This is a genomic window from Providencia sp. PROV119, from assembly GCF_028482435.1.
GTDB lineage: Bacteria > Pseudomonadota > Gammaproteobacteria > Enterobacterales > Enterobacteriaceae > Providencia > Providencia stuartii.
Genome location: NZ_JAMPQL010000018.1, coordinates 71,039 through 92,412 on the forward strand (window position 1 = coordinate 71,039; position 21,374 = coordinate 92,412).

Annotated in this window: 19 protein-coding genes, 3 tRNA genes, 5 pseudogenes and 1 CRISPR repeat array; of the genes and pseudogenes, 24 read left to right on the forward strand and 3 right to left on the reverse strand. The window is 39.7% G+C overall.

Going from position 1 to position 21,374, the window contains the following annotated elements; translation table 11 throughout:
- Positions 1-31: 31 nt before the first annotated feature.
- Positions 32-955 carry an AEC family transporter gene (locus tag PSF11_RS14955; RefSeq protein ID WP_004918773.1) on the reverse strand — a complete coding sequence of 308 codons (924 nt, stop codon included), beginning with the start codon at positions 953-955 and terminating at the stop codon, positions 32-34.
- 557 nt (positions 956-1,512) lie between these two features.
- Between PSF11_RS14955 and PSF11_RS14960 the strand changes: the two genes are divergently transcribed.
- The 13 genes from PSF11_RS14960 (at position 1,513) to PSF11_RS15020 (ending at position 14,194) form a co-directional block, all read left to right on the forward strand.
- Complete coding sequence (locus PSF11_RS14960; protein WP_072502185.1) at positions 1,513-4,302, forward strand: DUF2339 domain-containing protein; 2,790 nt, start codon at positions 1,513-1,515, stop codon at positions 4,300-4,302.
- Positions 4,289-5,761 (forward strand): DUF3999 family protein, encoded by a 1,473-nt coding sequence (locus tag PSF11_RS14965; protein ID WP_004918779.1) that lies wholly within the window; start codon positions 4,289-4,291, stop codon positions 5,759-5,761. Before PSF11_RS14960 ends, PSF11_RS14965 begins: the two co-directional genes overlap by 14 nt.
- A gap of 201 nt (positions 5,762-5,962) precedes the next feature.
- Complete coding sequence (locus PSF11_RS14970; protein WP_014658102.1) at positions 5,963-6,229, forward strand: hypothetical protein; 267 nt, start codon at positions 5,963-5,965, stop codon at positions 6,227-6,229.
- Between the two features lie 73 nt (positions 6,230-6,302).
- The gene (locus tag PSF11_RS14975) at positions 6,303-6,707 is read left to right on the forward strand and encodes a GFA family protein (RefSeq protein ID WP_004918784.1); all 405 of its coding nucleotides are present in this window, start codon (positions 6,303-6,305) and stop codon (positions 6,705-6,707) included.
- Between the two features lie 208 nt (positions 6,708-6,915).
- Entirely contained in the window at positions 6,916-7,332 is a 417-nt protein-coding gene (gene psiE / locus PSF11_RS14980; protein WP_014658103.1) for a phosphate-starvation-inducible protein PsiE, read from the forward strand.
- 294 nt (positions 7,333-7,626) lie between these two features.
- Positions 7,627-9,180, forward strand: coding sequence for an AbgT family transporter (locus tag PSF11_RS14985; RefSeq protein ID WP_014658104.1), 1,554 nt, complete (start codon positions 7,627-7,629; stop codon positions 9,178-9,180).
- 35 nt (positions 9,181-9,215) lie between these two features.
- Positions 9,216-10,448 carry a peptidase T gene (gene pepT, locus PSF11_RS14990; protein ID WP_072502186.1) on the forward strand — a complete coding sequence of 411 codons (1,233 nt, stop codon included), beginning with the start codon at positions 9,216-9,218 and terminating at the stop codon, positions 10,446-10,448.
- Between the two features lie 221 nt (positions 10,449-10,669).
- The gene (locus PSF11_RS14995) at positions 10,670-11,356 is read left to right on the forward strand and encodes a LuxR C-terminal-related transcriptional regulator (RefSeq protein ID WP_004918792.1); all 687 of its coding nucleotides are present in this window, start codon (positions 10,670-10,672) and stop codon (positions 11,354-11,356) included.
- Positions 11,323-13,155 carry an excinuclease ABC subunit UvrC gene (gene uvrC, locus PSF11_RS15000; protein WP_004918794.1) on the forward strand — a complete coding sequence of 611 codons (1,833 nt, stop codon included), beginning with the start codon at positions 11,323-11,325 and terminating at the stop codon, positions 13,153-13,155. Before PSF11_RS14995 ends, uvrC begins: the two co-directional genes overlap by 34 nt.
- Positions 13,156-13,212: 57 nt before the next feature.
- A complete protein-coding gene (gene pgsA / locus PSF11_RS15005) occupies positions 13,213-13,761 on the forward strand; it encodes a CDP-diacylglycerol--glycerol-3-phosphate 3-phosphatidyltransferase (RefSeq protein WP_014658106.1) in 549 nt (182 codons plus the stop codon).
- A 164-nt stretch (positions 13,762-13,925) separates the two neighbouring features.
- Positions 13,926-14,001: transfer RNA gene (locus PSF11_RS15010), tRNA-Gly, on the forward strand.
- Between the two features lie 25 nt (positions 14,002-14,026).
- Positions 14,027-14,100: transfer RNA gene (locus PSF11_RS15015), tRNA-Cys, on the forward strand.
- A 7-nt stretch (positions 14,101-14,107) separates the two neighbouring features.
- Positions 14,108-14,194: transfer RNA gene (locus PSF11_RS15020), tRNA-Leu, on the forward strand.
- A gap of 131 nt (positions 14,195-14,325) precedes the next feature.
- Here PSF11_RS15020 and PSF11_RS15025 read toward each other — a convergent pair.
- A pseudogene (locus PSF11_RS15025) lies at positions 14,326-14,529 on the reverse strand (integrase); the annotation flags it as partial.
- Positions 14,530-14,844: 315 nt separating this feature from the next.
- Between PSF11_RS15025 and PSF11_RS15030 the strand changes: the two are divergent.
- The 10 genes and pseudogenes from PSF11_RS15030 to PSF11_RS15070 all read left to right on the forward strand — a co-directional run bounded on the left by PSF11_RS15030 (position 14,845) and on the right by PSF11_RS15070 (position 20,011).
- Complete coding sequence (locus PSF11_RS15030) at positions 14,845-15,015, forward strand: hypothetical protein (protein ID WP_004918798.1); 171 nt, start codon at positions 14,845-14,847, stop codon at positions 15,013-15,015.
- Positions 15,016-15,577: 562 nt separating this feature from the next.
- Positions 15,578-15,965: a CRISPR direct-repeat array (repeat unit 28 nt; unit sequence GTTCACTGCCGTATAGGCAGCTTAGAAA).
- A gap of 9 nt (positions 15,966-15,974) precedes the next feature.
- Positions 15,975-16,340 (forward strand): annotated as a pseudogene (locus tag PSF11_RS15035) (DUF1367 family protein); the annotation flags it as partial.
- 11 nt (positions 16,341-16,351) lie between these two features.
- Positions 16,352-16,666, forward strand: a pseudogene (locus PSF11_RS15040) (Ref family recombination enhancement nuclease).
- 45 nt (positions 16,667-16,711) lie between these two features.
- Positions 16,712-17,490, forward strand: a pseudogene (locus tag PSF11_RS15045) (antitermination protein Q).
- A gap of 73 nt (positions 17,491-17,563) precedes the next feature.
- Complete coding sequence (locus PSF11_RS15050) at positions 17,564-17,995, forward strand: YbjN domain-containing protein (RefSeq protein WP_061064141.1); 432 nt, start codon at positions 17,564-17,566, stop codon at positions 17,993-17,995.
- A gap of 566 nt (positions 17,996-18,561) precedes the next feature.
- A complete protein-coding gene (locus PSF11_RS15055) occupies positions 18,562-18,873 on the forward strand; it encodes a phage holin family protein (RefSeq protein WP_167537612.1) in 312 nt (103 codons plus the stop codon).
- Positions 18,866-19,258 (forward strand): M15 family metallopeptidase, encoded by a 393-nt coding sequence (locus tag PSF11_RS15060; protein WP_072502187.1) that lies wholly within the window; start codon positions 18,866-18,868, stop codon positions 19,256-19,258. Before PSF11_RS15055 ends, PSF11_RS15060 begins: the two co-directional genes overlap by 8 nt.
- 17 nt (positions 19,259-19,275) lie before the next feature.
- Entirely contained in the window at positions 19,276-19,653 is a 378-nt protein-coding gene (locus PSF11_RS15065; protein ID WP_072502188.1) for a hypothetical protein, read from the forward strand.
- A complete protein-coding gene (gene lysC, locus PSF11_RS21340) occupies positions 19,553-19,810 on the forward strand; it encodes an Rz1-like lysis system protein LysC (protein WP_146117210.1) in 258 nt (85 codons plus the stop codon). The genes PSF11_RS15065 and lysC overlap by 101 nt, the downstream gene beginning before the upstream one ends.
- 15 nt (positions 19,811-19,825) lie before the next feature.
- Positions 19,826-20,011, forward strand: a complete 186-nt coding sequence (locus PSF11_RS15070; protein WP_072502190.1) for a hypothetical protein — start codon at positions 19,826-19,828, stop codon at positions 20,009-20,011.
- A gap of 104 nt (positions 20,012-20,115) precedes the next feature.
- Here the strand turns inward: PSF11_RS15070 and PSF11_RS15075 are convergent, their stop codons facing one another.
- On the reverse strand, positions 20,116-20,454 hold the full coding sequence (locus tag PSF11_RS15075) for a hypothetical protein (protein WP_072502191.1): 339 nt from the start codon (positions 20,452-20,454) through the stop codon (positions 20,116-20,118).
- Between the two features lie 198 nt (positions 20,455-20,652).
- Here PSF11_RS15075 and PSF11_RS15080 point away from each other — a divergent pair.
- Positions 20,653-21,285 (forward strand): annotated as a pseudogene (locus tag PSF11_RS15080) (terminase small subunit); the annotation flags it as partial.
- Positions 21,286-21,374 lie beyond the last annotated feature (89 nt).

The window sequence follows — 21,374 nt, forward strand, 5'->3', positions numbered from 1 at the left end:
AAAGCAGGCTAATGCTAGCCTGCTGAGTAGGTTAGAGCATTTCGACGATAGTAATACCGCCAATAATTGAGATGAGGGAGGCTAATGTACTGAGTAAAACTGTGCCAGCGGAGGTGTCCGTGTAAGCTTTATTACTGATAGCCAGTGCCGGTACCGCCGTTGCTGTTGGTAAAATACCGATAATAAAGGCTGATTTTAACATATCGCCCTGTAGCCCCAATGCAATACCCGTTCCTAGTATTAATGCGGCTTGCAAAAAGTTTTTCACAAAGACGTTGAACACAATCTCAACACTGATTTTCAGCTTAATACCTGAAAGTAATAAGCCAAGGAAAAACAGCGCGACACCACCAGCGGTTTTACCTAATTCGTTGACCGAATTTTGCAAAATTTCAGGTAATTTAACGCCAAATATGGCTAATAGCGCCCCTAATATAGGTAAGAAAACTAATGGCTGTGCAATCGCTTTGCCGATCGATTTTAAAATACCATTATTCTGTTGTCTGCCACTAATAAGCAACAGGGTAAAAGGAATAATAATAATGGTATAAATTAAATTTCCCAACACCATCGCAATAAGACCGGACGACCCGACCGTTGCTAATAAAACAGGTGGCCCACAGTAAGCCATATCAGGGAAGGAAACCGATAAGGCTTGCATTGCTGCATCTTTCTTATTATGACGAAAGAATAACTTACCAACCACGAAGCCAATAATATAAGAAGCGATTAAACCAACCGCCAACGCTAATAGATAATCAATATTTAGCAGTACGGAAGGTGGCGCTTGTGCAGCGGCAAGAAATAAAGCAAAAGGTAGCGCAATTTTAACCACAAAGTCTGCAAACGCTTGTGAATACTCACGTTTTATAAAACCATATTTCCCGGATAGCCACCCGACCGCTAAACCGAGGATGATTGGTCCAAGTGCAGCCATTATTATATGTAACAGCATAATGTCCTCATAATATGAAATAAAAATATTTCCAGCATATTTAAGCTGCGATTGATGGAATCGATTAATCCTAATTTGAGTATCGAAATAAAACTATTTATATGCAATCTAAATTATTTTGTATATACTTCTTTTATTGATACTCTTTCTTACATTATTAATGCGTATTTATTTTTTAATAATGTAAACATATAAATAACATAAATTTATAAAGAAAGGCGAAAAAAAGATGAGTTTTTATTAAATAACATCAATGAAAACAAAAAAAAAAGTTACAGAGAATCAAGAGAGATAAAAAATAGTCAATAAGCGTATTACATTAGCAAAAAAGGCTATTTTATGGTTCCTCTTAATAAGAGTAATAGCGTGTTGGCTTGTAGGACAAACTCTTTTTGAGTTACCGTTTTTAGGCATAACCTAGCGAGCACTTTAATTTGTAATAATTTATTACAGCAGCTTGGCAATAGCTAGAATGCTATCTACACTAGGCGAAGAGAGGAATACGCTTTTTTTGCAAATTTTTTAATCGTAGGTTTAAAGATGAGGGAAAGCTATTTGTGGATGGCTTGATACTGATAGGGTTAATAATTGCTATTTTAGCAGCTGTTTCACCTATACTTGCGATTATCGCAATAGTTTTTGCCCAGCGAGTGAAATACCAATTATTCCAGCAAAATCAACGTATTCTATCATTAGAGCAAACGCTAAAGCGCTATCAAGATAGGGAGATTAATCAGCAAACGGAGCTGAGCCCTCCAGAAACGATTGTTGCCTCTGAAAAACCACAACAATATCAAAGCGCCTCGGAAGAGCTCTCTCATTATTCTAATGAGTTGGAGCCTTTGCCTACGGCTCCACCCGTCTTAAACTCCCAAGTAACAGAAGAAGTGCCTCAACAGCAATTCCAACCAACAGTGGATGTTAATCGCGTTGTTCAACCTTCAAACAACGTTGATCATCCTTCAAACAATAAAGTGAGTGACCAAAATAATGAGGTAGTCCCTCTATTTAGTCACTTTTTTAGTTGGATTTGGAAAGGGAACCCACTAGCAAAAATTGGTATTCTTTTGCTGTTTTTTGGTATCGCTTATTTACTGAAATTCAGTATTCAAAACAACATGCTATCACCACAAGTACGCCTGATAGCGAGCGCAGTAGCTTGTTTAGTTTTACTTGGTGTGGGATGGTATTTACGCCATAAAAAGTCTTTATTTGCCTTGATCTTACAAGGTGGCTCAATAGGCTGTTTTTACATTACCGTTTTTGCCGCTTTTAAACTGTATACAATGCTACCTTATAGTATGGCATTCGTTGCAATGATCTTGATTTGTGCGGCCAGTATTTTGCTTGCATTGTTACAACGAGCGATCAGTTTGGCTGTTTTAGCCTCATTAGGCGGGTATTTAGCGCCTATTTTGCTATCTACTGGTGGCGGAAATCATATTCTGCTCTTTTCCTACTATTTAATGTTATCAATCGCCATTTTAGTGATTAGTGTATGGCAAGCATGGCGCCCACTTAATTTAGTTGGCATGTTCATGACCTATGCAGTCGCACTATTATGGGGAGTACAGTATTATCAAATTGACTATTATGTTTCTAGCCAACTGTTTCTGATTGCTAACTTAATTGTGTTTAATGTGTTAACACAATTATTTGCATTACGTTACCCACACGAGAAGCAATTAGTTGTCGACTATACATTACTGCTTGTTCCACCTTTTATTAGTATGGCAATGCAGTGTGCAATTTCTTGGCAAATCAGCTTTGCGCCAGCATTTTCGGCACTATTACTCGGTTTACTTTATTTACTCGCTGGGTTAAGGATCCATAAACGCTATGCTGTGGTGGGGAAAAATTTAGCATTAGGCAATATTATCATTGGTATTGGGTTCGTTACGTTGGCAATACCACTGGCGCTCACCTATGAATGGACATCAATTCTTTGGTCTGTCGAAGGGTTATTATTACTGTACTATGGTTTCTCTCAGCAAAATAAAAAACTAATCGTAATTGGGCCATGGCTTATTTCAGTGAGTGCCTTGATCTTATTAGCTGGTTTTTCCTTCAATATATGGAGCCGTACAAGTACTTATTTGGTGCCTGTCTTATTGGCGGCTTGTTTCAGTGCCGGTGCAATATTTCACGTAAAACGTGGCACATCAGAAAATTACAAAGTGCTTAGCTATGCTTTCTTGATTCTTGGCTTGATGATTTGGACTGTATGGCTCCCTGTTATCACCGATATATTATCTTGGAGCGGTGAGTCTGAAAGCTTCATCATCATGGCATTAGTCATTATTTCCGCTTGGCTATGGCGCATGTTAGCCATTAAGACTGATTGGGTGCCTTTATTGTTATGCCAATCGTTTATTTGGCTAATTGGCTATTACTATCTGGCCTTGGATTTTATTAATGACCAAAACCCAATGGGGAGAGGAGATGGCTCTCTGATTTGGCCAGTGATGTTAGGTAGTTCGATTTTATTTGTGATACATGCTCAGAAAGCGCGTAATATTTGGCTGCAACGTATATTACACGGTGCAACGTTTTGGCTGATCTTGGCGTTTATTGCGACACAAGTGAATTGGTTTGTTGCCATTTTACCTTGGGGAATGAATGAGCTTGGTTACTTTATCTATGTGATGGCGATAACCCTAACAATTTTAGTGATGTATTGGTTGCAAAGCCAAAAAATGCCGCCAATGAAACGCAACGGTATAATTTATTGGTATAGTTTTTTACCTGTTATTGTTGTTTTAATCGGCCTCTCATTTATTGCCAATTTTGAAGATGGGAAACTGACATTCTGGAATTATGTTCCACTGATCAACCCATTGGATGAAGCCGGTTTATTTAGCATTGCTTCATTATTATTAATGCGTCGTGGGCTAATACAAAAATTAAAGAAAATTAGGGAATTTGACCTTTGGATCATTAGGGGACTAGGCTTTTCGGCTATCGTTCTGAGTGGGGTATGGTTTAATGGCATAATCATCAGGATCATCTCCGATTTTGCTGAAATTAATTGGAATGTCGATGCGCTCTTTAATTCTCGATTAGTCCAAACTGTCCTCTCTATTAGTTGGTCACTAGTCGCTTTAGGCTTTATGATTTTTGCCAGCATTAAACAAAACCGTATGAGCTGGTTCTTGGGGGCAGGAATATTTGCTTGTGTTATTGCTAAATTATTCTTAGTCGATATTTATGGGCAGGATGGCTTATCTCGTGCAATAAGCTTTATTGTTGTCGCGGTGTTGATTTTAGTGGTGGGGTATTTTTCACCACTGCCACCAAAAACAGCCCAACATAAAGGAACTAATGAGGTTGAAGATGAAGCTAACTAAAAGCAAAGGGAAGTGGCTGACTTTCGTTTATCTTTCTTTTTCATTTTTATTGTCTAGCTTCGTGCATGCACAAGAGCAAAAAGCATTAACGCCCTATGACTTTTATCAGGGCATAGAATTGAAATATTCTAGCGATAATAGTTCGTTTGCTTGGCTTGAGCTTCCTTCTGAAGCCTATATCAACTCTGCATATCCTCAAACATTACAAGATGTCAGAGTGTTTAATGGAACAGGTCAGGAGGTTCCATCGGCTTTATTTTATGATACAGAAGAGAGGCGTAAAATTTCACAAGTTAGCTTTGCTTTGCAGCGACTAATTATTCGTGCAGACCAAGTCAATTCGAAAGAAGAAACTCACGACGATCAACAATATCTTTTGATTGAAACGCAACCAAGTAAGCTAACACGCATAGAATTGCCCGCAATGCAGCAAGCCAAAGATGCGGTATATCAATCTTATCTATTAACGCGACAAAATAATAATCAAGAAGATTTTCCGATTCAGACACTTTCTTTGCAGTGGATGAATAATCAACAAGATTGGCAAGGGAAAGTGTTTATTTATGCTAGCGATAATAAACAGGATTGGGTGAATATTTCTGCTTATCAGCCTGTCATGAGTTTGAATTCAAACTCTGGGGGGATTTATAGCAATACAATTAAGTTATTAGAAGGGCATTACGTTGCGCTAAGAGCCCCTTATTTGATGGTCATTATTGTGGCAGCTAAAGAGACGAAGATCCCTGATTTAACAATGGCGCAAGGGACCTCTATGGTTGTTCATTCAACAAGGCGGCAAGAGACCTGCCACTTTATTACCAATAATGAAGGGGTGTCACTAAACCAATTAATATATCGTTTACCCTCGCCACAGCCTTTAAGTGCGATTGTGATCCAATTGCGGCAAGCAAACCGCGTGTTGCCTTTACACATTGAATATACCTCTACTTCTGGAGAAGAATGGCTACCACTAACAAATATAGTGGCCTATAACCAAATACAAAATGGCCAAGAAATCCGCAATCCGGAGTTGGTATTAAATGATTTAATGGTTAAAAAACTCAGAATTACTGCATTAAAAGGCAGCTGGGATGATAAACCACCATATATTGAAGGGAAACGCGATGCCGTTAATTTAATGTTCAACGTACAAGGAGCATCGCCTTATCTATTAGTTTGGGGGAGCCAGCTTGCCGGTATTGATAATATCAGCTACCAAGAGTTACTTGGTCAACCACTAACAATCGATGAATTAATGCATCGTTATCCTAAATTGTATGTGCCAGAAGAGATTATTGAGCTGGGTGGTGAAGAGCAATTAACATCAAATGACTTTGTGATAAATGAGTTTGACTGGATGACTATCACGTTATGGGTGCTACTTGGGGTAGGGATCATCGTATTGCTGTATTTCTGCTGGTATCTATTAAAAGAAGTGAATGCAAAGTCATCAGAATAAATTAACTTCCTTTCGAAAATCCTTATCGCTAATAGGGGGAAAACGTTCTCCCTATTGTGATAAGCGACCGTACAGCGCCTTTATAGAAAAGGCATATTTTGCTATTAAAAAATTTACAAAATTCCCCAAATGATTACTTGTCGGTACTATTTTTTGACATGGTATTGCGCTAAAACGAAGGTTGAGCAGGAGGGAATTTCAATGAGAACACGTTTTTTTTCAAAGTTATTTATTGCTATCGCATTGCTAACCAGCGCGTCATTATTTGCTGAGGCGGCAGAAACGGTCACTTCATACGAGCAGGTTAATGTGAAAATAGAACATCCATTGAAACAAAATAAGATGCAAGATCTTGGTGATATAGAATCAATGCGTGAGCAAGCCGAGGTAAGGCGTGTAGAGCTGACTGAAACAACAACAGATCGCCGCTTTAATGGTCGCCAATTCCGAATTGGTGACAAGCAATGATCACCTTGTATTTTTATCGTGTCTCATCTTATAGTGAGCACTAAACTAACGTGAATCATCAAAAGGAAATACCATGTATCAAGGGCAATGCCTCTGCGGCGCTGTAAAAATTAGTACCCATCAGCCTATCGATAAAATAAGTGTTTGTCATTGCGGTATGTGTCAACGTTGGAATGGTGGTCCAGGCTTTAGTGTTGATTGCCATGATGATGTCGTTATTGAAGGGGAAGAGGCGGTGACGCGTTTTGCCTCATCACAATGGGGTGAACGCGCATTTTGCCAACGGTGCGGAACGCATCTATTTTATCATCTGCATTCACCGTCTTCTTACTATGTTTCTGCGGCTTTATTTGAAGAAAGTCAGCATGCAGAGATGGCCATGCAAATATTTGTTGAGAGTAAACCTAAGTACTACAACTTTATTGAAAAAACACCCATGCTGACAGAACAAGATATTATGAAGCTAATGGCTAAATAAAAGGTTTGAGAGCCAGCCGTTGCTGGCTTAGTTAAATTTAATCTATTTTATTTTGCTTCCATAATGTTAATACCCTAAATATGAATTACAATAACCTAAAAGACTTATAACCTTTTATAGAAGGCGATTTAATTCTGTGCATTTGATGCGGGGAAGTGCACGCAAGCTTACCATATCAATATGCATCACTATCTAGGGAATATAACGAATGAATAGTATGAGAAATATGCGGCACGCCAGTAATATTGCGTGGGTTTTGCAATGGGTATTAAATATTGGCTTGATCGCATTAGCGATTGTACTGGTTTTCTTTTTAGCAAAAGAAACGTACACCATGGCCTCCTTAATGTTTAGTGGGCAAAAGGAAGCAACAGCATATGAACTATTAGAAGGAATTGTGATTTACTTCCTCTATTTCGAGTTTATTGCACTGATTACTAAGTATTTTTTGTCTGGTTACCATTTTCCATTAAGGTATTTTATCTATATCGGCATTACGGCCGTAATACGTTTAATTATTGTTGATCACAGCGATCCACTGACAACACTACTTCATTCTGCTGCAATTTTAGTCTTAGTGGTTGCCCTTTATATCGCCAATACCGAAAAACTAAAACGAGAGTAGAATATTTCAAAAAAAATTAATGGTAAAAAAGGAATGTTATTCATTCCTTTTTCTTATCTTTTGATTAATAAAAAATAATCGTTAATTTGCGAAATCTGAGAAGTTATCCCTAACAAAAGCATATTCCTGCTGAGTTTAAATAATTAAGATAATTTATAATGATAAATTATCTTAATGCAAGTCATCACAACTGGTTTATCCTGTTAAATAATCGAAAGAAAGTATTTTACTTTTCATAAATCGTTATTTAGTGTGTAAAAGTTTATTACTCTAATAACTTAAGTACTTGCAAATATGACAACAAATACACTCCCTAAAAAAAAGGGCTTCTTAAACCGTGTTGAACGTATCGGTAACGTGATGCCTGACGTTACAATGCTGTTTATTTATGCCTTGATAATCTGTTGGTTTTTATCTTATTTACTTTCATTTGTAGATTTTAATTATTACCATCCAGTGTCGAAAGAAAAAATCACTGTCATTAATATGTTTAACTATGAGGAAATCATATTATTCATCACAGCGGCAGTGAAAAATTTTATTAATTTCCCTCCTCTTGGAATAACAATAGTTGCAACATTGGGGATAGGGATTGCTGAAAGCAGCGGTTTTATCAATACTGCGCTGAAAAAAATGCTCTCGTTTATCACTCCGAAAATGTTGACGCCAACGGTAGTGTTCGTGGGGATTGTTTCCCATATTGCTTCTGACTCTGCTTACGTTATTTTGATGCCTGTCGCTGCAATGATGTTTTACGCGAGTGGTCGCCATCCATTAGCGGGTATTGCGGCTGCATTCGCAGGATTAGCGGGCGGATTTACTGCAAGTTATACGCCTTCTATCATCGATCCTATTATGCAAAGCTTCACACAAGATGCTGCGCAAATGATGGCTCCTGGCTATAGTGTTAACGTACTGTGTAATTACTTCTTTAGCCTTGGTGGCACATTTGGTGTTATTTTTACTTGCTGGTTTATTACCGAAAAAATTGTTGAGCCATGGTTAAATAAAAACTGCCCAATTACCACCAAAGATGTGGATACCGATGCCGATCAGGACCTCGGTAAGATCACGCCATTAGAAAATAGAGCGTTTCGCGTATCGGGTCTTGTCGTGCTGGCTTTGGCAGCGGGTCTGTTTGCCTTATTATGGCCGGAAAACTCATTATTACGTGGTCCAGATGGCAGCTTAACTAGCCCGAAAGCGCCTATCATGCAAATCGTTGTGCCACTGCTGTTTATTTTCTTTGCGTTGCCCGGCATCGTGTACGGCTATATGACTAAATCTTTCACCTCTACGAAAGATGTGGTGAAAGCGATGGAAAATATTACTAAGTCACTGATCCCCTTTATTGTCTTCGCTTTCTTTGCCGCGCAATTCTTATATTCGTTCCAACATTCGAATCTAGGTACATTATTAGCGTTATCTGGTGCGGAATTACTGCGTACCCTTGATATGCCTTCAGGATTGACTGTTTTTGGTGTCATTCTACTGACTGCAATATTAAATATTATGATCACCTCAGCCACGTCTAAGTGGGCGATCATGGCTCCTGTACTTGTGCCAATGTTGATGGCGGTCGGCATCTCTCCGGAACTTACCCAAGCGGCCTTCCGAGTCAGTGATTCGGCAATGAACGTCAGTACCCCCATGTTCCCATTCTATCCGTTGATCCTGATGTATTGTCAGAAATATTACAAAAATGCAGGAATTGGTACTCTTTGCTCCATGATGATACCGTTTACGGTGGGTCTGTTGATCACATTGACCGCAACGCTATACCTCTTCTGGGCATTCGATATTCCAATTGGATTTGACAGTGGTTATACATGGCAGCCAACACCATAAGTCAGTTGTTGGATTGAGTAAAAGGAACAAGAAAAATGAATAAATTAGGTAAACAGCTCGAACAACGTTTTTTTCGCTATCTTGCAATCGAAAGTCAAAGTGATGCAGCGGCAACGGTTGTGCCGAGTACAGAAGGGCAACGTGATTTAGCGAAATTGCTGGCAAAAGAGCTAGAAAGTTATGGCCTAAAAGAGATTTATATCGATGAACATGCAATTCTTTATGCTGTACGTCCGGGCAATAAACCTTCAGCACCTAAAATCGGTTTTGTCACCCATTTAGATACGGTCGATGTTGGTCTATCGCCAGTTATTAAGCCTCAAACACTTAAATATGAAGGCAAAGATCTGTGTTTGAATGCCCAAGAAGATATTTGGTTTAAAGCGTCAGAGCACCCAGAAGCGGCCCCTTATATCGGTGAAGAGATTATCTTTAGTGACGGAACGAGCGTACTCGGTGCGGACAACAAGGCCGCGGTTACCGTGGTTATGGAGTTAATGGATAAGCTGCAACAGGCAGATTTTGATTGCGGTGATATCTATATTGCCTTTGTTCCTGATGAAGAAATAGGGTTACGTGGCTCAAAAATCATGGACCTATCTCGCTTCAAAGTAGATTTTGCCTACACCATTGACTGTTGTGACCTCGGGGAAGTGGTGTATGAAACCTTTAATGCAGCGTCAATTGAGGTGACAATTAAAGGGGTGACGGCTCATCCTATGTCGGCAAAAAATGTACTATTGAATCCTATTCGTGTCGCACATGATTTTATCGGCTGTTTTGACCGTTTTGATACTCCTGAACATACCGAGCAGCGCGAAGGTTATTTCTATGTGACTGATTTAGTCGCAAATCCCGATAATGCAAAAATCAAAATGGCGATCCGCGATTTTGACCGAAATAGCTATGAAGCTCGTAAACGTTATATCGGTGAAGCGATTGAATTGATCCGAGCGCGCCATCCGAGAGCAAAAATTGATTTTAAAATCGAAGATGTGTACAGCAATATCAGTGATTCGCTCGGTGATGACCGTACGGCTATCGATTTAATTTTTGAAGCATTAAAAATTCAAAATGTTGAGCCTAAAGTGATCCCTATGCGAGGGGGCACAGATGGTTCTGCACTCTCTGCTCGAGGGGTTTTAACGCCGAATTACTTTACAGGTGCATTAAATTTCCACTCGCGATTTGAATTCTTGCCTCTCAGCTCGTTTGAGAAAAGCTATTTGGTATCAGAGAGTATCTGCCGTTTAGTCGGTCAGAAATAACCAATTAGTTTCTATTTATAATAATGTCATAGCCATGTATTTGCATGGCTATTTTATTTTAAAAGGATATCGCTTTTTTGACGTTATTTTTAGCATGTATTGATTCGTAGAATAATAAAGCAATCAGTTAATCACGAAACGAAAAGACTATATTTTATTTTGTAAAATTGCTATTTATGGAGGTTTATATGGGTGAGTTGTCATAAAATATAGAGAGAAAGATGATTAATATTATAATTATTGATAATAATAATATATTAATTCGTGGGCTTGAGGCTATTTTTAGCCGACACAAACGATGTCATATTGTGGCTTCATTTCCTTTAATCGAACAAGCCATCTCCTGGAATCGGCAACAAAAAGCCAGCATTATCTTAATTAATAACGATAACTGCCAATTTGAATCATTAAAGGCGCTACAAACGCTAAGACGAACACAGCCTGATGTTGGTATTATTATTTATAATATCCACGCTCATTATTCATTCTTACTCAAAGCGCTCGATCTTGGGATCCAAGGTATACTAAGTGCCAAAATTGAAGTAAATGAATTCTTAGAAGCTATACAGGTGGTCAATGCGCGCAGCAAAATTATCTCACCAGACATTGCGCAATCTATTGCTTTAAAACGTATTAATCAGCATGAACAGACCGATCTCTATGAGTTATTGTCAACGCGTGAGTTAGAAATCATGTTGCTTATCACCCAAGGGATCCCCACAAAACAGATAGCACAGGTGCTAAATTTAAGCCCTAAAACAGTAAATACCTATCGATATCGAATGTTTGGTAAACTTAATATCCGTAGTGATGTAGAATTAACCCATATTGCCATTAGCTATGGGTTAATTGTAGCCAAACAGGGTTTATTAGGGTGTCAGAACAGTTTGAACCAAAAGCTTTCTTAAAGACAGTGACCAACCAACCCGGCGTCTATCGAATGTATGATGCTGGGGGAACGGTTATTTATGTCGGTAAAGCAAAAGATTTAAAAAAACGACTTTCCAGTTATTTCCGTACTAACGTCAGCAGTCGAAAAACTGAACAGTTAGTGAAAAATATCGCCTCCATTGACGTCACGGTTACACACACAGAAACAGAGGCGCTATTACTCGAACACAACTATATCAAGCTTTATCAGCCTCGCTATAACGTCTTACTGCGTGATGACAAATCCTATCCTTATATCTTTCTGAGTAAAGAAACGCATCCAAGATTATCGATGCACCGTGGTGCTAAGCATGCGAAAGGTGAATATTTTGGGCCATTTCCTAACTCTTATGCAGTAAGGGAAACATTGGCTTTGATGCAAAAGCTATTTCCTATCCGACAATGTGAAGATAGCGTCTACAAAAATCGTTCAAGGCCGTGCCTACAATACCAAATCGGGCGTTGTTTAGGCCCTTGTGTTAAGGGATTAGTGAGCGATGAAGAGTATGAACAACAAGTTAATTACGTTCGTTTATTTTTAACAGGTAAAGATCAGCAAGTATTAACTGGCTTGATTGAACGGATGGAAAAGGCCAGTCAAGCGTTACGTTTTGAAGAAGCGGCACGGTTTCGTGATCAAATTCAAGCGGTGAGGGCGGTAACAGAGCAACAATTTGTTTCAGGTGATAGCGATGACCTTGATGTGATAGGTGTAGCATTCGAGGCAGGGCTTGCTTGTATTCATGTGTTGTTTATACGGCAGGGGAAAGTGTTAGGAAGCCGGAGTTATTATCCTAAAATACCGGCTGACACATTACTTGAAGAAGTGGTGCAAACTTTTCTTGGGCAGTTCTATTTACAAGGAAGTGAAAATCGAACATTGCCCGGAGAGATCCTGTTAGATTTTGCGTTACCTGAGAAAACATTGCTGGCTGACTCACTATCGCATATCGCTGGGCGTAAAATTCAAATTCAAACTCAACCTCGTGGTGCGAGGGCGCGTTATCTGAAACTGGCACGGACGAATGCATCAACCGCGTTATTAACCAAGCTTGCACAGCAGTCCACAATCCATCAACGGATGTCATCATTAGCGAAAACAGTTGGGTTGGATTCAATCGCTCGAATGGAGTGCTTTGATATTTCCCATACGATGGGGGAACAAACCGTCGCATCTTGTGTTGTTTTCGATAAAAATGGTCCAGTGAAGTCGGAGTATCGGCGCTATAACATTACGGGGATCACCCCAGGTGACGATTATGCTGCGATGCATCAGGTTCTTACTCGCCGCTATGGCAAGCATATTGATGAGAGTAAAGTGCCTGACATTATTTTTATTGATGGGGGGAAAGGGCAATTAGGCCAAGCAAAAGATGTGTTTAATTCTCTGGATGTGGATTGGGATAAAAATCGACCATTGTTAATTGGGGTTGCAAAAGGGAGTGACCGTAAAGCAGGGTTAGAGACGCTATTCTTTAAGCCAGAAGGGGAAGGGGTTGCGTTGCCGCCTGATTCACCTGCACTGCATGTGATCCAACATATACGAGACGAATCACATAATCATGCGATTACAGGCCATCGCCAGCGTAGAGCAAAGGTTAAAAATACCAGCGCGCTCGAATCTATTGAAGGTGTAGGACCCAAACGTCGTCAAATGCTACTAAAATATATGGGGGGCTTACAGCCGCTGAAAAATGCAAGTATAGAAGAGATAGCAAAAGTGCCCTCGATCTCATACGCGTTGGCAGAAAAGATTTATAATGCATTGAAACAGTAGGTGTCTTAAGGCACCATACTTATTAAATCCAATTTGGTCAAAAAGTTACTGAGCATGATGAAATTAAATATTCCTACGTGGTTGACCCTGTTCCGAGTCATTCTGATACCGTTTTTTGTGCTGGCTTTTTATTTACCAGTCAGTTGGGGGCCTTTTGTTTGCGCATTAATTTTCGTTATTGCGGCAGTAACAGATTGGTTTGATGGCTATTTAGCAAGGTTATGGAAGCAAACAACCAAGTTTGGGGCATTCCTAGATCCTGTTGCCGATAAGGTGATGGTGGCAACAGCATTAGTGCTTGTTACGGAAAGTTTTGATGTTTGGTATGTCACTTTACCCGCCGCGACGATGATCGCTCGTGAAATTATTATTTCTTCGTTAAGAGAATGGATGGCTGAGATAGGCAAAAGAAGTAGTGTTGCCGTGTCATGGATTGGTAAATTTAAGACAACAGCCCAAATGATCTCTTTAGTTGGGTTATTGTGGCGTCCAAATTTGCTTATTGAGAATCTTGCTATCGCATTATTGTATGTTGCAGCTATCTTAACGTTCTGGTCAATGTATCAATATTTGAAGGCAGCATGGTCAGATTTGAGCGAAGCTTGATCGAAATGATTGAAAAAACAGCGAACGAACGGTTTTGAGTGATTTTTTTAAATATTTGTGTTGACTCAAAATGTGAAATCAGTAGAATGCAACGCATCGAACGGCAACGAGGTTTACGAAAAAAAATAAGTAAATCAGCCAGTTTGAAAAGCGAAAGCTGAAAGGCGGGAATAGCTCAGTTGGTAGAGCACGACCTTGCCAAGGTCGGGGTCGCGAGTTCGAGTCTCGTTTCCCGCTCCAAATCTCAGTAAGAGATTGAGAAGAAGGCGCGTTAGCAAAGCGGTTATGCACCGGATTGCAAATCCGTGTAGCTCGGTTCGACTCCGGGACGCGCCTCCAAAATTCAGCCCAGGTGGTGAAATCGGTAGACACAAGGGATTTAAAATCCCTCGGCCTTTAGGCTGTGCGGGTTCAAGTCCCGCCCTGGGCACCAAATAAAAACTCAGTTGAATATCAACGAGTTAGGGAAAGAAAGAAGCCACCTTTTAGGTGGCTTTTTTTGTGACTGAAATCACCTTTCGCTATTATTTCGCTATTAACTTTCGCTACTAACTCCCCCATTCACTAACGCTTTTGCCCTCCGACCGTTGGAACGATTACCACTTTTCGATCATATCGCGCCGTCTGTGAAGGTGTTTTATGCCCAGAAATATTTTGCTTCTCGCTCAGTGTTCCTTCCAGATCAGATATTCCTTTTGCCTTCAAATCATGAAACGTAAAATTAAAATCTAAATAAGGAAATTTTTTTACAGCTTCCTCTTTAGCTTTTACCTGTTTTTAGCTTGCTTAATATAAATACCTGCTTCCATGAGTTGATCTTTTTCAGCGACAAGACGTCTTGCTGACGAGGACTGCATCAAAATAGAAAATAGACAGAGAGCGAGTGCTGGTGAAGATTAAAAAGGCACCTGAGGTACATTGGGCGTTTTTCAGAGGCAGACTAAAATATTTGTGAGTAATGAAAGTATGAAACTTACATACTTGGAAAAAATAAAATCGCTCCCATCATATAACTATGTACCTTGTAGAGGATATAAAGCCGTTTTGTCATCAGGTTATTGAATGTAGTTAGTTGGAGTGAAAATGAAAAAATCGGTTTATAAAGCAAGTGGTTTATGGAACCAACAATCTTTCATAACTCTTTTTGTCGCAACAAGCGAAAAAGATGTGCTTTCAACAATAGCATTTTTGGCAAATTTAGGTGGCGCTAGGGTCGATGAGCTATCTATTGAACGTTTTTGTTCCGTGCATTAGTGTAGTTAAAATGAAGAAACGGGACTAATGGCAAAAGCCGCAGAACGTAAAATAGAAAAACGCAAACGACAAAAGGAATTAGGTGTGACTAAGATAGAGTTATTTCTTGGTGAACAGGGATTAGAGATTCTCCCAAGAAATTGCGTAATATGTAGGCTAGGCAGGGCGCTGTACAACGTAGCCAACTATCTTTTTATGTGAGCATTGATGGCTGTTCATTGTGTCCACTCCCTGTAGCGCTGAATAAAAGGCGTGTAAGGGAGGTAATGATCAGCTACTGATAGTTGTTTAAGTGAGGAGCATAAATGCTGGGTAACTCATGGATGACACGGGCTAAAATTGATGTCACAAAATCTCACAGATAGTTCAAATTTAACGTGTCACTATTAATTTTGATGGGTATAGAAGATGCACTGTTTTCCTCTTTTTTACCCTTTATTTTTTTACTTGAAATTTATTGATTAAAAATCAATGTGTTAAGAATCACTGAAATATAGAAGGTATTTTTCATAAAATCAGATGTAATTTATTGTTGAACATGGTTTTTTCATGATAATTTATAGTTCACTGCCGTATAGGCAGCTTAGAAATACAAAATAGAATTCGGACGGGATAAAGAAGTGTTCACTGCCGTATAGGCAGCTTAGAAAGCACATGACTGCTTCGCCAAGCGCTCTTTTCCGTTCACTGCCGTATAGGCAGCTTAGAAAAGTAATCGGAATGTATTAACAACATGAAAATCGTTCACTGCCGTATAGGCAGCTTAGAAATTCAAATGAGGGCGAATAAACAGAACGTGGTAGTTCACTGCCGTATAGGCAGCTTAGAAAGAAATCTGCATGATGAAAAAAGGCTAACATACGTTCACTGCCGTATAGGCAGCTTAGAAAAAATGCACATCAGCAACCGGTACCAGCTGTTTGTTCACTGCCGTATAGGCAACTTAGAAACAGATAGCAGTGCGTGGTTACGTTAAATTCCTTGCTTACTACACCGATAATGATGATGCCCTCCAGTCAGCTACAGATGTTTATTTAGACGATGTAGCACAAAAACGTGCTCACAATATCCCAGCAACCAAATCCTTTGATGCTTTCCGCTATTGGGTAGTAGAGCAATCTGGCCGTTATGAAACGTTCGAAATGCCAGACGGTAGCCTACGCCGTGTCGCTAAATCAATCAGCTTTGCAAGAATGGATGACCTAGCTTTTGGCGAACTCTACAAAGCCACACTCGATGTGCTTTGGAACTTCATTCTATTCCGTAAATTTCCCACCCAACAAGCTGCTGAAAATGCAGCTGGCCAGCTATTGGATTTTACCTAGAGGCAAGACCAATGATCCAAAAATCGAAGATCAAAGAAGAGAAGCAGTGGTTATCAGATGTAGCCGAACTTGGCTGTGTTTGCTGCCGAAATATGGGATATGGGGCAACTCCTGCGGAAATCCATCATACACGAACAGGGCAGGGTATGGCTCAACGAGCTAGCCACAAAGATGTTTTGCCGTTATGCCCACCTCACCACTGTGCTAGCTACGATACTGGTTTTCATGCAGCACCCAAGAGGTGACAAGAAATTCACGGCACAGAAGCAGAACTACTCGAGCAAACCCAAAAAGAAGTGATGGAGCTGCGTGCTTGTCGCACTTGATGACCATATAAAAAATATTGTTGATATGTAATAGGCGGTGAACCAATGAAACTCGAAAATGCACTGAAAAACTTTCACCCTAAGTCACCTACATTCGGCAATGTAGCAAGTTGCACGTCCCCTGACCGAATAACAGGCACAGATATTATGGCGGCTATGGGGATGACCGAGTCACAGGCTAAGTTTGGCATGACAGCGTTTCTAGCGAAGAATGATATCAGCGAAGAAGATAAATTTTCTACCGTGGAAGCCTTGACCCAATATGCTAAAAAAACACACCAAGGCTGGTGGCTAAAGCAGCAGGTAAAAAGTTGGGTTACTGTCTAATTATTCTGGCCAAGATGGCATTTGAAGATTATGCCCGTTCAGCAGGGCTTGTTTGTCAGTGTTCAGCGTGCAATGGAAGAGGGTTGATCTACAAAATGAAAGATGTTGTCAAACACCCCGGTATCACAACACTTGAAGGCGAAGCGATTATTGATCCAAATATCAGAGAGGAATTGGTAGGTGAGCTATGTGTTTCTTGCAATGGCAAAGGTCAAATCACACACCGTTGTCGCTGTAAAGGCCGAGGCAAGGTATTAGACGAAGCACAAACTAAGTTGCAGGGCGCTACTGTATTTAAAGATTGTCCTCGTTGTGAAGGTAGGGGATTTAAGCGCGTACCATCATCAATAGTGTTTAATGCGATAAAGCACTTAGTACCCGATTTAACTCAATCATCATGGTCACGTAATTGGAAACCTTTTTATGAGAAACTGTTTCGCAAGTGTATTGTAGAAGAAAATATAGCGAAAAAGGCATTTAAGAAAGTTGCTATTTAGATTACATGCAATATTAGTATAATAATATAGTCATTAATCAATGTGATTAGTTAAAGGAATAGGTAGCAAAAAAATGACTAGTAAAATTTATACTAATGAAAATATTACCATTTCATCTCTGCTCGACACATACAGGGAGGCATCGATTGATGTATTTCGTGCATCTACAGATCCTGATGTAACTGAAATGTTTGCGATAAAAGAATTTAATGTGCCTGTTCGAGTTCATTTGCATGCAAATAAAGAATATATAACACTAGTATTTATTTATGAGACATCTAACCTCATTAATGATGAACAAAAACTACGCATTATTAATCAAATCAATGAGGAGTGCTTGCTCATCAGGGCGTATATGAACGAGGACAGTGCAGTGCTAATCCAAACTGATATATGTTTAGTTGGAGGCATAGCAGAAAGCAATATAATATCCACTACAAATTTATTTTGCATGACAATCAGTAATATTTTTAACGATGAAAGAACAGGGTTGCTTTTTGCATAAAACTGGCTTATTAACTTCTAATAATGGGCATTTTATACTGAGTCGCATTAAACCAATTCAAGACCTCGCAAATTGAACTGCACCCCAAAAGTTAGACTTTTTAGGTGCAGTTTATCGGCGGGGGTTTTTATATTGTACTATGCGGTAGTATTACACAATATAATAAGTGAGAAACTACAAGGAATGATGATTTGGTAAGCTATGAGGATTTTATATGGTATGTTTTTATAGTTGTTATATGCAGTAATTTTTCAATTCCAATAGCATTTGTTGCTGCATTTATAAAATAAAACACACCTTCGTTAGGGTGCTATGCTCGCTCATAATTATATTCCTTGCGATCCCGTACATTGTAATGGCACTAGATTTGGCTAGGATCATTCAACTGTAGAGCTCATATTTGCAATTTGTAACGATAATCGAACAACTCATTCAGAAGATCGCTTATGTGGTCTTTTTTCGTATATGCCGACCACAGAATTCTAATCATACACACTTAATTGACGCATAGAGATTGTGCGCGGCTTTCTATTAACTAAACATCGGACACTCCATCGGGGGTGGATATGCGTATGCCACATAGAGATCCAAATAACTATAGCTGGTTCCGCGAGGTGCTTATCTTATTGATGACCATGCTCGGCGTGGCTGCCAGCTATGCATATAAGGTTTTAAACGGAGAGAGGTTCAGCTGGCGGACTTTTATCTTACAAGCAATTGTTGCGGTATTTGCTGGCGCAATTGTATTTCTTGCATCTAGTTACTATCAATGGGTTCCTGAAATAGCTGGAGGAGCAGCTGGCTTTGCTGGCTGGTCTGGTGCTGAGCTCATTAAAACAATCGAAAAGCGTTTTTTAAGGAAGGTATCAGGTGAGTAAATTTAAATTCAGTAAACGCAGTGAAGAGAACTTAAGAGGTGTTCACCCCGATCTGGTTAAAGTGACACGTCGAGCACTAGAGTTAACGAGCGTTGATTTTATGGTCATTGAAGGCAAGCGCAATGAAGCTCGTCAGCGTCAGCTGGTGGCAAGTGGTAAAAGCCAAACCATGAATAGTCGACACTTAACAGGTCATGCTGTTGACTGTGCGCCATTAGTTAATCGTGATATTCCCTGGCACGATTGGTCTAAGTTCAAGTTAGTTGCTGATGCAATGCTTCAAGCAGCTAGGGAGCTAGGTGTTGATCTCGAATGGGGTGGTAATTGGAAGAGTTTTAAAGATGGTCCTCATTTCCAATTAACACATAAATCATATCCGGCTTAATGCTTACAGAGGTCATTATGAAATTCGATAAGTCATTTTGGCTATTTATCATGGTAGTGATATTAGGCTGGTGGATTGTTGCTGAGCATGATACGAGAATTGAAGTCCAAAAAGAGAATAAGCAGTTACGCCAAGATAATAACAGTCTAAGCGAAATCATTTCTATGCAATCACTTCAATTTAACCGGTTTAATCAAATCGCTTCAGTTGCATACCGAAACGGCATTCAGGCCGATACCAAAGCACAGGAGAAAATCATTGAATATCGTACGATACTCAAAAAAGAGTCTGTTTGTGATCCTCTTGTGCCCCAGCATATTGCTAACGGGCTGTACGAGTACACAAACGAGTTACGTTTCAGCGCAATGCACGCCGATACCAGCAACATTAACTGAGCCTGTTCTAGCACCACTACCGCCCGATAGTGATGGAAAAACATTGTTATATTCACAGACCATTCTATGGATCCCCCTGTTATTAGCGACAATTGATAAAGCCAATCAGCAACTAGGTGCTATCAGGGGAATTGAACAACAAAGAGTTTCAGAGTAACAACAGGTAATGAGCATGAAATATTATATCAAGCTATCTTTCCTCACACCCAGTGAACGAGATATCAAGGCAATCATTGAACGAGTTAACCATGAGCTGTTAGGTAAGCCATTAAATGACGAGACAGCAAAAGAAGCTCGTGAATTAGCGCTAAAGTATGCAACGGATATGATTTCAGTTGAGTCTGAACTGACGTATTAGTATTTATTTGAATAATTTTCTACAAACGTCATTCATAGAGTGGCGTTGATAGAACCTCCTCTAAATTACTCGAGCGCGACCACATTTAGAGGAGGGGTAAAAAGCTAGATAGTAAACTCGAATGAATTGTCAATTGTCCCAGCAGTAACTACGCAACTGACAGTAATTGCTGATGATGGAATTTCCAATTCATCCATCAAACCCGAAAAAACAGATTTGATGAGTTTTTTGGCATTCTTTTTCCTTTCATCACTATTGCTACCAGAAGGGCTAAACGTTCCAGTGATATTTGTATCTACTTCATCTGATTTAACGATGTCAGAAAAATTTTTGGAATCGTCTTTAAATGCTTGCTCAATACCACTTCTTAAACTAGCGGCTTGATCATTAAAACGTTTGTTTTCAACGTTGACTGTATAAGATAAATGAAAGTTAGTACTCATAAGTTTAAGTTTTCCTTGGTGATATGAAAAATAACAGCCTGAACAGGCTAATTAGTGATAGGTGCATGACTCTCCTAGCACAGTTTTACTTAATTGGGGCTACATGCTAGTAGTTAAAGGTTAGTGCGTTAATTTAGTTCAAAAATAAGACATAGATCACTATTTTATGTTATTAGTGGACAGTGGGAGATAAACACGATGGCTAAACCGGATTGGGGAACGCTACAACAACAGTTCCTCGCCGCTCATGCCGAATCAGGGATATCCCCGAAAGAGTGGTGCGAAGAACAAGGGTTAAAATACTCAACTGCTAAGCGCTACATTAAGATTGCGAATAGTAGTGCTAATTCGCAAAAAAAAAGTGCGAATAAGACTGCGAATTCGCAGAAGAAAAAATGCGCAAAAGAGCCAGTGCGCAAAAGTGATATACCAACTGCGCAGAGTAGAGAACATGATAGTGCGCACGATGATGAAAATACCTTTGATGTGCGCAACTACGGGCTTAATGACTCACAAGTCAAATTCGTTAACGAGTATCTTATCGACTTAAATCGAGCTGCTGCATATAAGCGAGCCGGTTATAAAGGCGAAGGCAATACAGCTTATGTAAATGCTACTCGAATGCTAAGAAATGCTAAGGTTTCAAGAGCAATCGCGGACGCGCTAGCAGAACGAGAACGTAGAACCGAGATAACCCAAGATGCCGTATTAAAAATGTGGTGGGATATTGCAACTGCAGACGTAAATGAGCTAACCGAATATCGTCGATTATGTTGTCGCCATTGTTGGGGATTTGGATTTAATTATCAGTGGCGTGATGCGGTCGAATATTAAGATGCTGTGAAAAAAAACATGTTAGCCAATAAAGCGCCCCGGTAATCCCCCCGAAAAATCGGTGTATTAATAAGTAGAATTTTCTT

Coding starts and splice junctions, on each gene's coding strand:
- PSF11_RS14955 (WP_004918773.1), bottom strand. CDS start 955: ATGCTGTTACATATAATAATGGCTGCACTTGGACCAATCATCCTCGGT.
- PSF11_RS14965 (WP_004918779.1), top strand. CDS start 4,289: ATGAAGCTAACTAAAAGCAAAGGGAAGTGGCTGACTTTCGTTTATCTT.
- PSF11_RS14970 (WP_014658102.1), top strand. CDS start 5,963: ATGAGAACACGTTTTTTTTCAAAGTTATTTATTGCTATCGCATTGCTA.
- PSF11_RS14975 (WP_004918784.1), top strand. CDS start 6,303: ATGTATCAAGGGCAATGCCTCTGCGGCGCTGTAAAAATTAGTACCCAT.
- psiE (WP_014658103.1), top strand. CDS start 6,916: ATGAATAGTATGAGAAATATGCGGCACGCCAGTAATATTGCGTGGGTT.
- PSF11_RS14985 (WP_014658104.1), top strand. CDS start 7,627: ATGACAACAAATACACTCCCTAAAAAAAAGGGCTTCTTAAACCGTGTT.
- pepT (WP_072502186.1), top strand. CDS start 9,216: ATGAATAAATTAGGTAAACAGCTCGAACAACGTTTTTTTCGCTATCTT.
- PSF11_RS14995 (WP_004918792.1), top strand. CDS start 10,670: ATGATTAATATTATAATTATTGATAATAATAATATATTAATTCGTGGG.
- pgsA (WP_014658106.1), top strand. CDS start 13,213: ATGAAATTAAATATTCCTACGTGGTTGACCCTGTTCCGAGTCATTCTG.
- PSF11_RS15030 (WP_004918798.1), top strand. CDS start 14,845: ATGAAAAAATCGGTTTATAAAGCAAGTGGTTTATGGAACCAACAATCT.
- PSF11_RS15050 (WP_061064141.1), top strand. CDS start 17,564: ATGACTAGTAAAATTTATACTAATGAAAATATTACCATTTCATCTCTG.
- PSF11_RS15055 (WP_167537612.1), top strand. CDS start 18,562: ATGCGTATGCCACATAGAGATCCAAATAACTATAGCTGGTTCCGCGAG.
- PSF11_RS15065 (WP_072502188.1), top strand. CDS start 19,276: ATGAAATTCGATAAGTCATTTTGGCTATTTATCATGGTAGTGATATTA.
- PSF11_RS15070 (WP_072502190.1), top strand. CDS start 19,826: ATGAAATATTATATCAAGCTATCTTTCCTCACACCCAGTGAACGAGAT.
- PSF11_RS15075 (WP_072502191.1), bottom strand. CDS start 20,454: ATGAGTACTAACTTTCATTTATCTTATACAGTCAACGTTGAAAACAAA.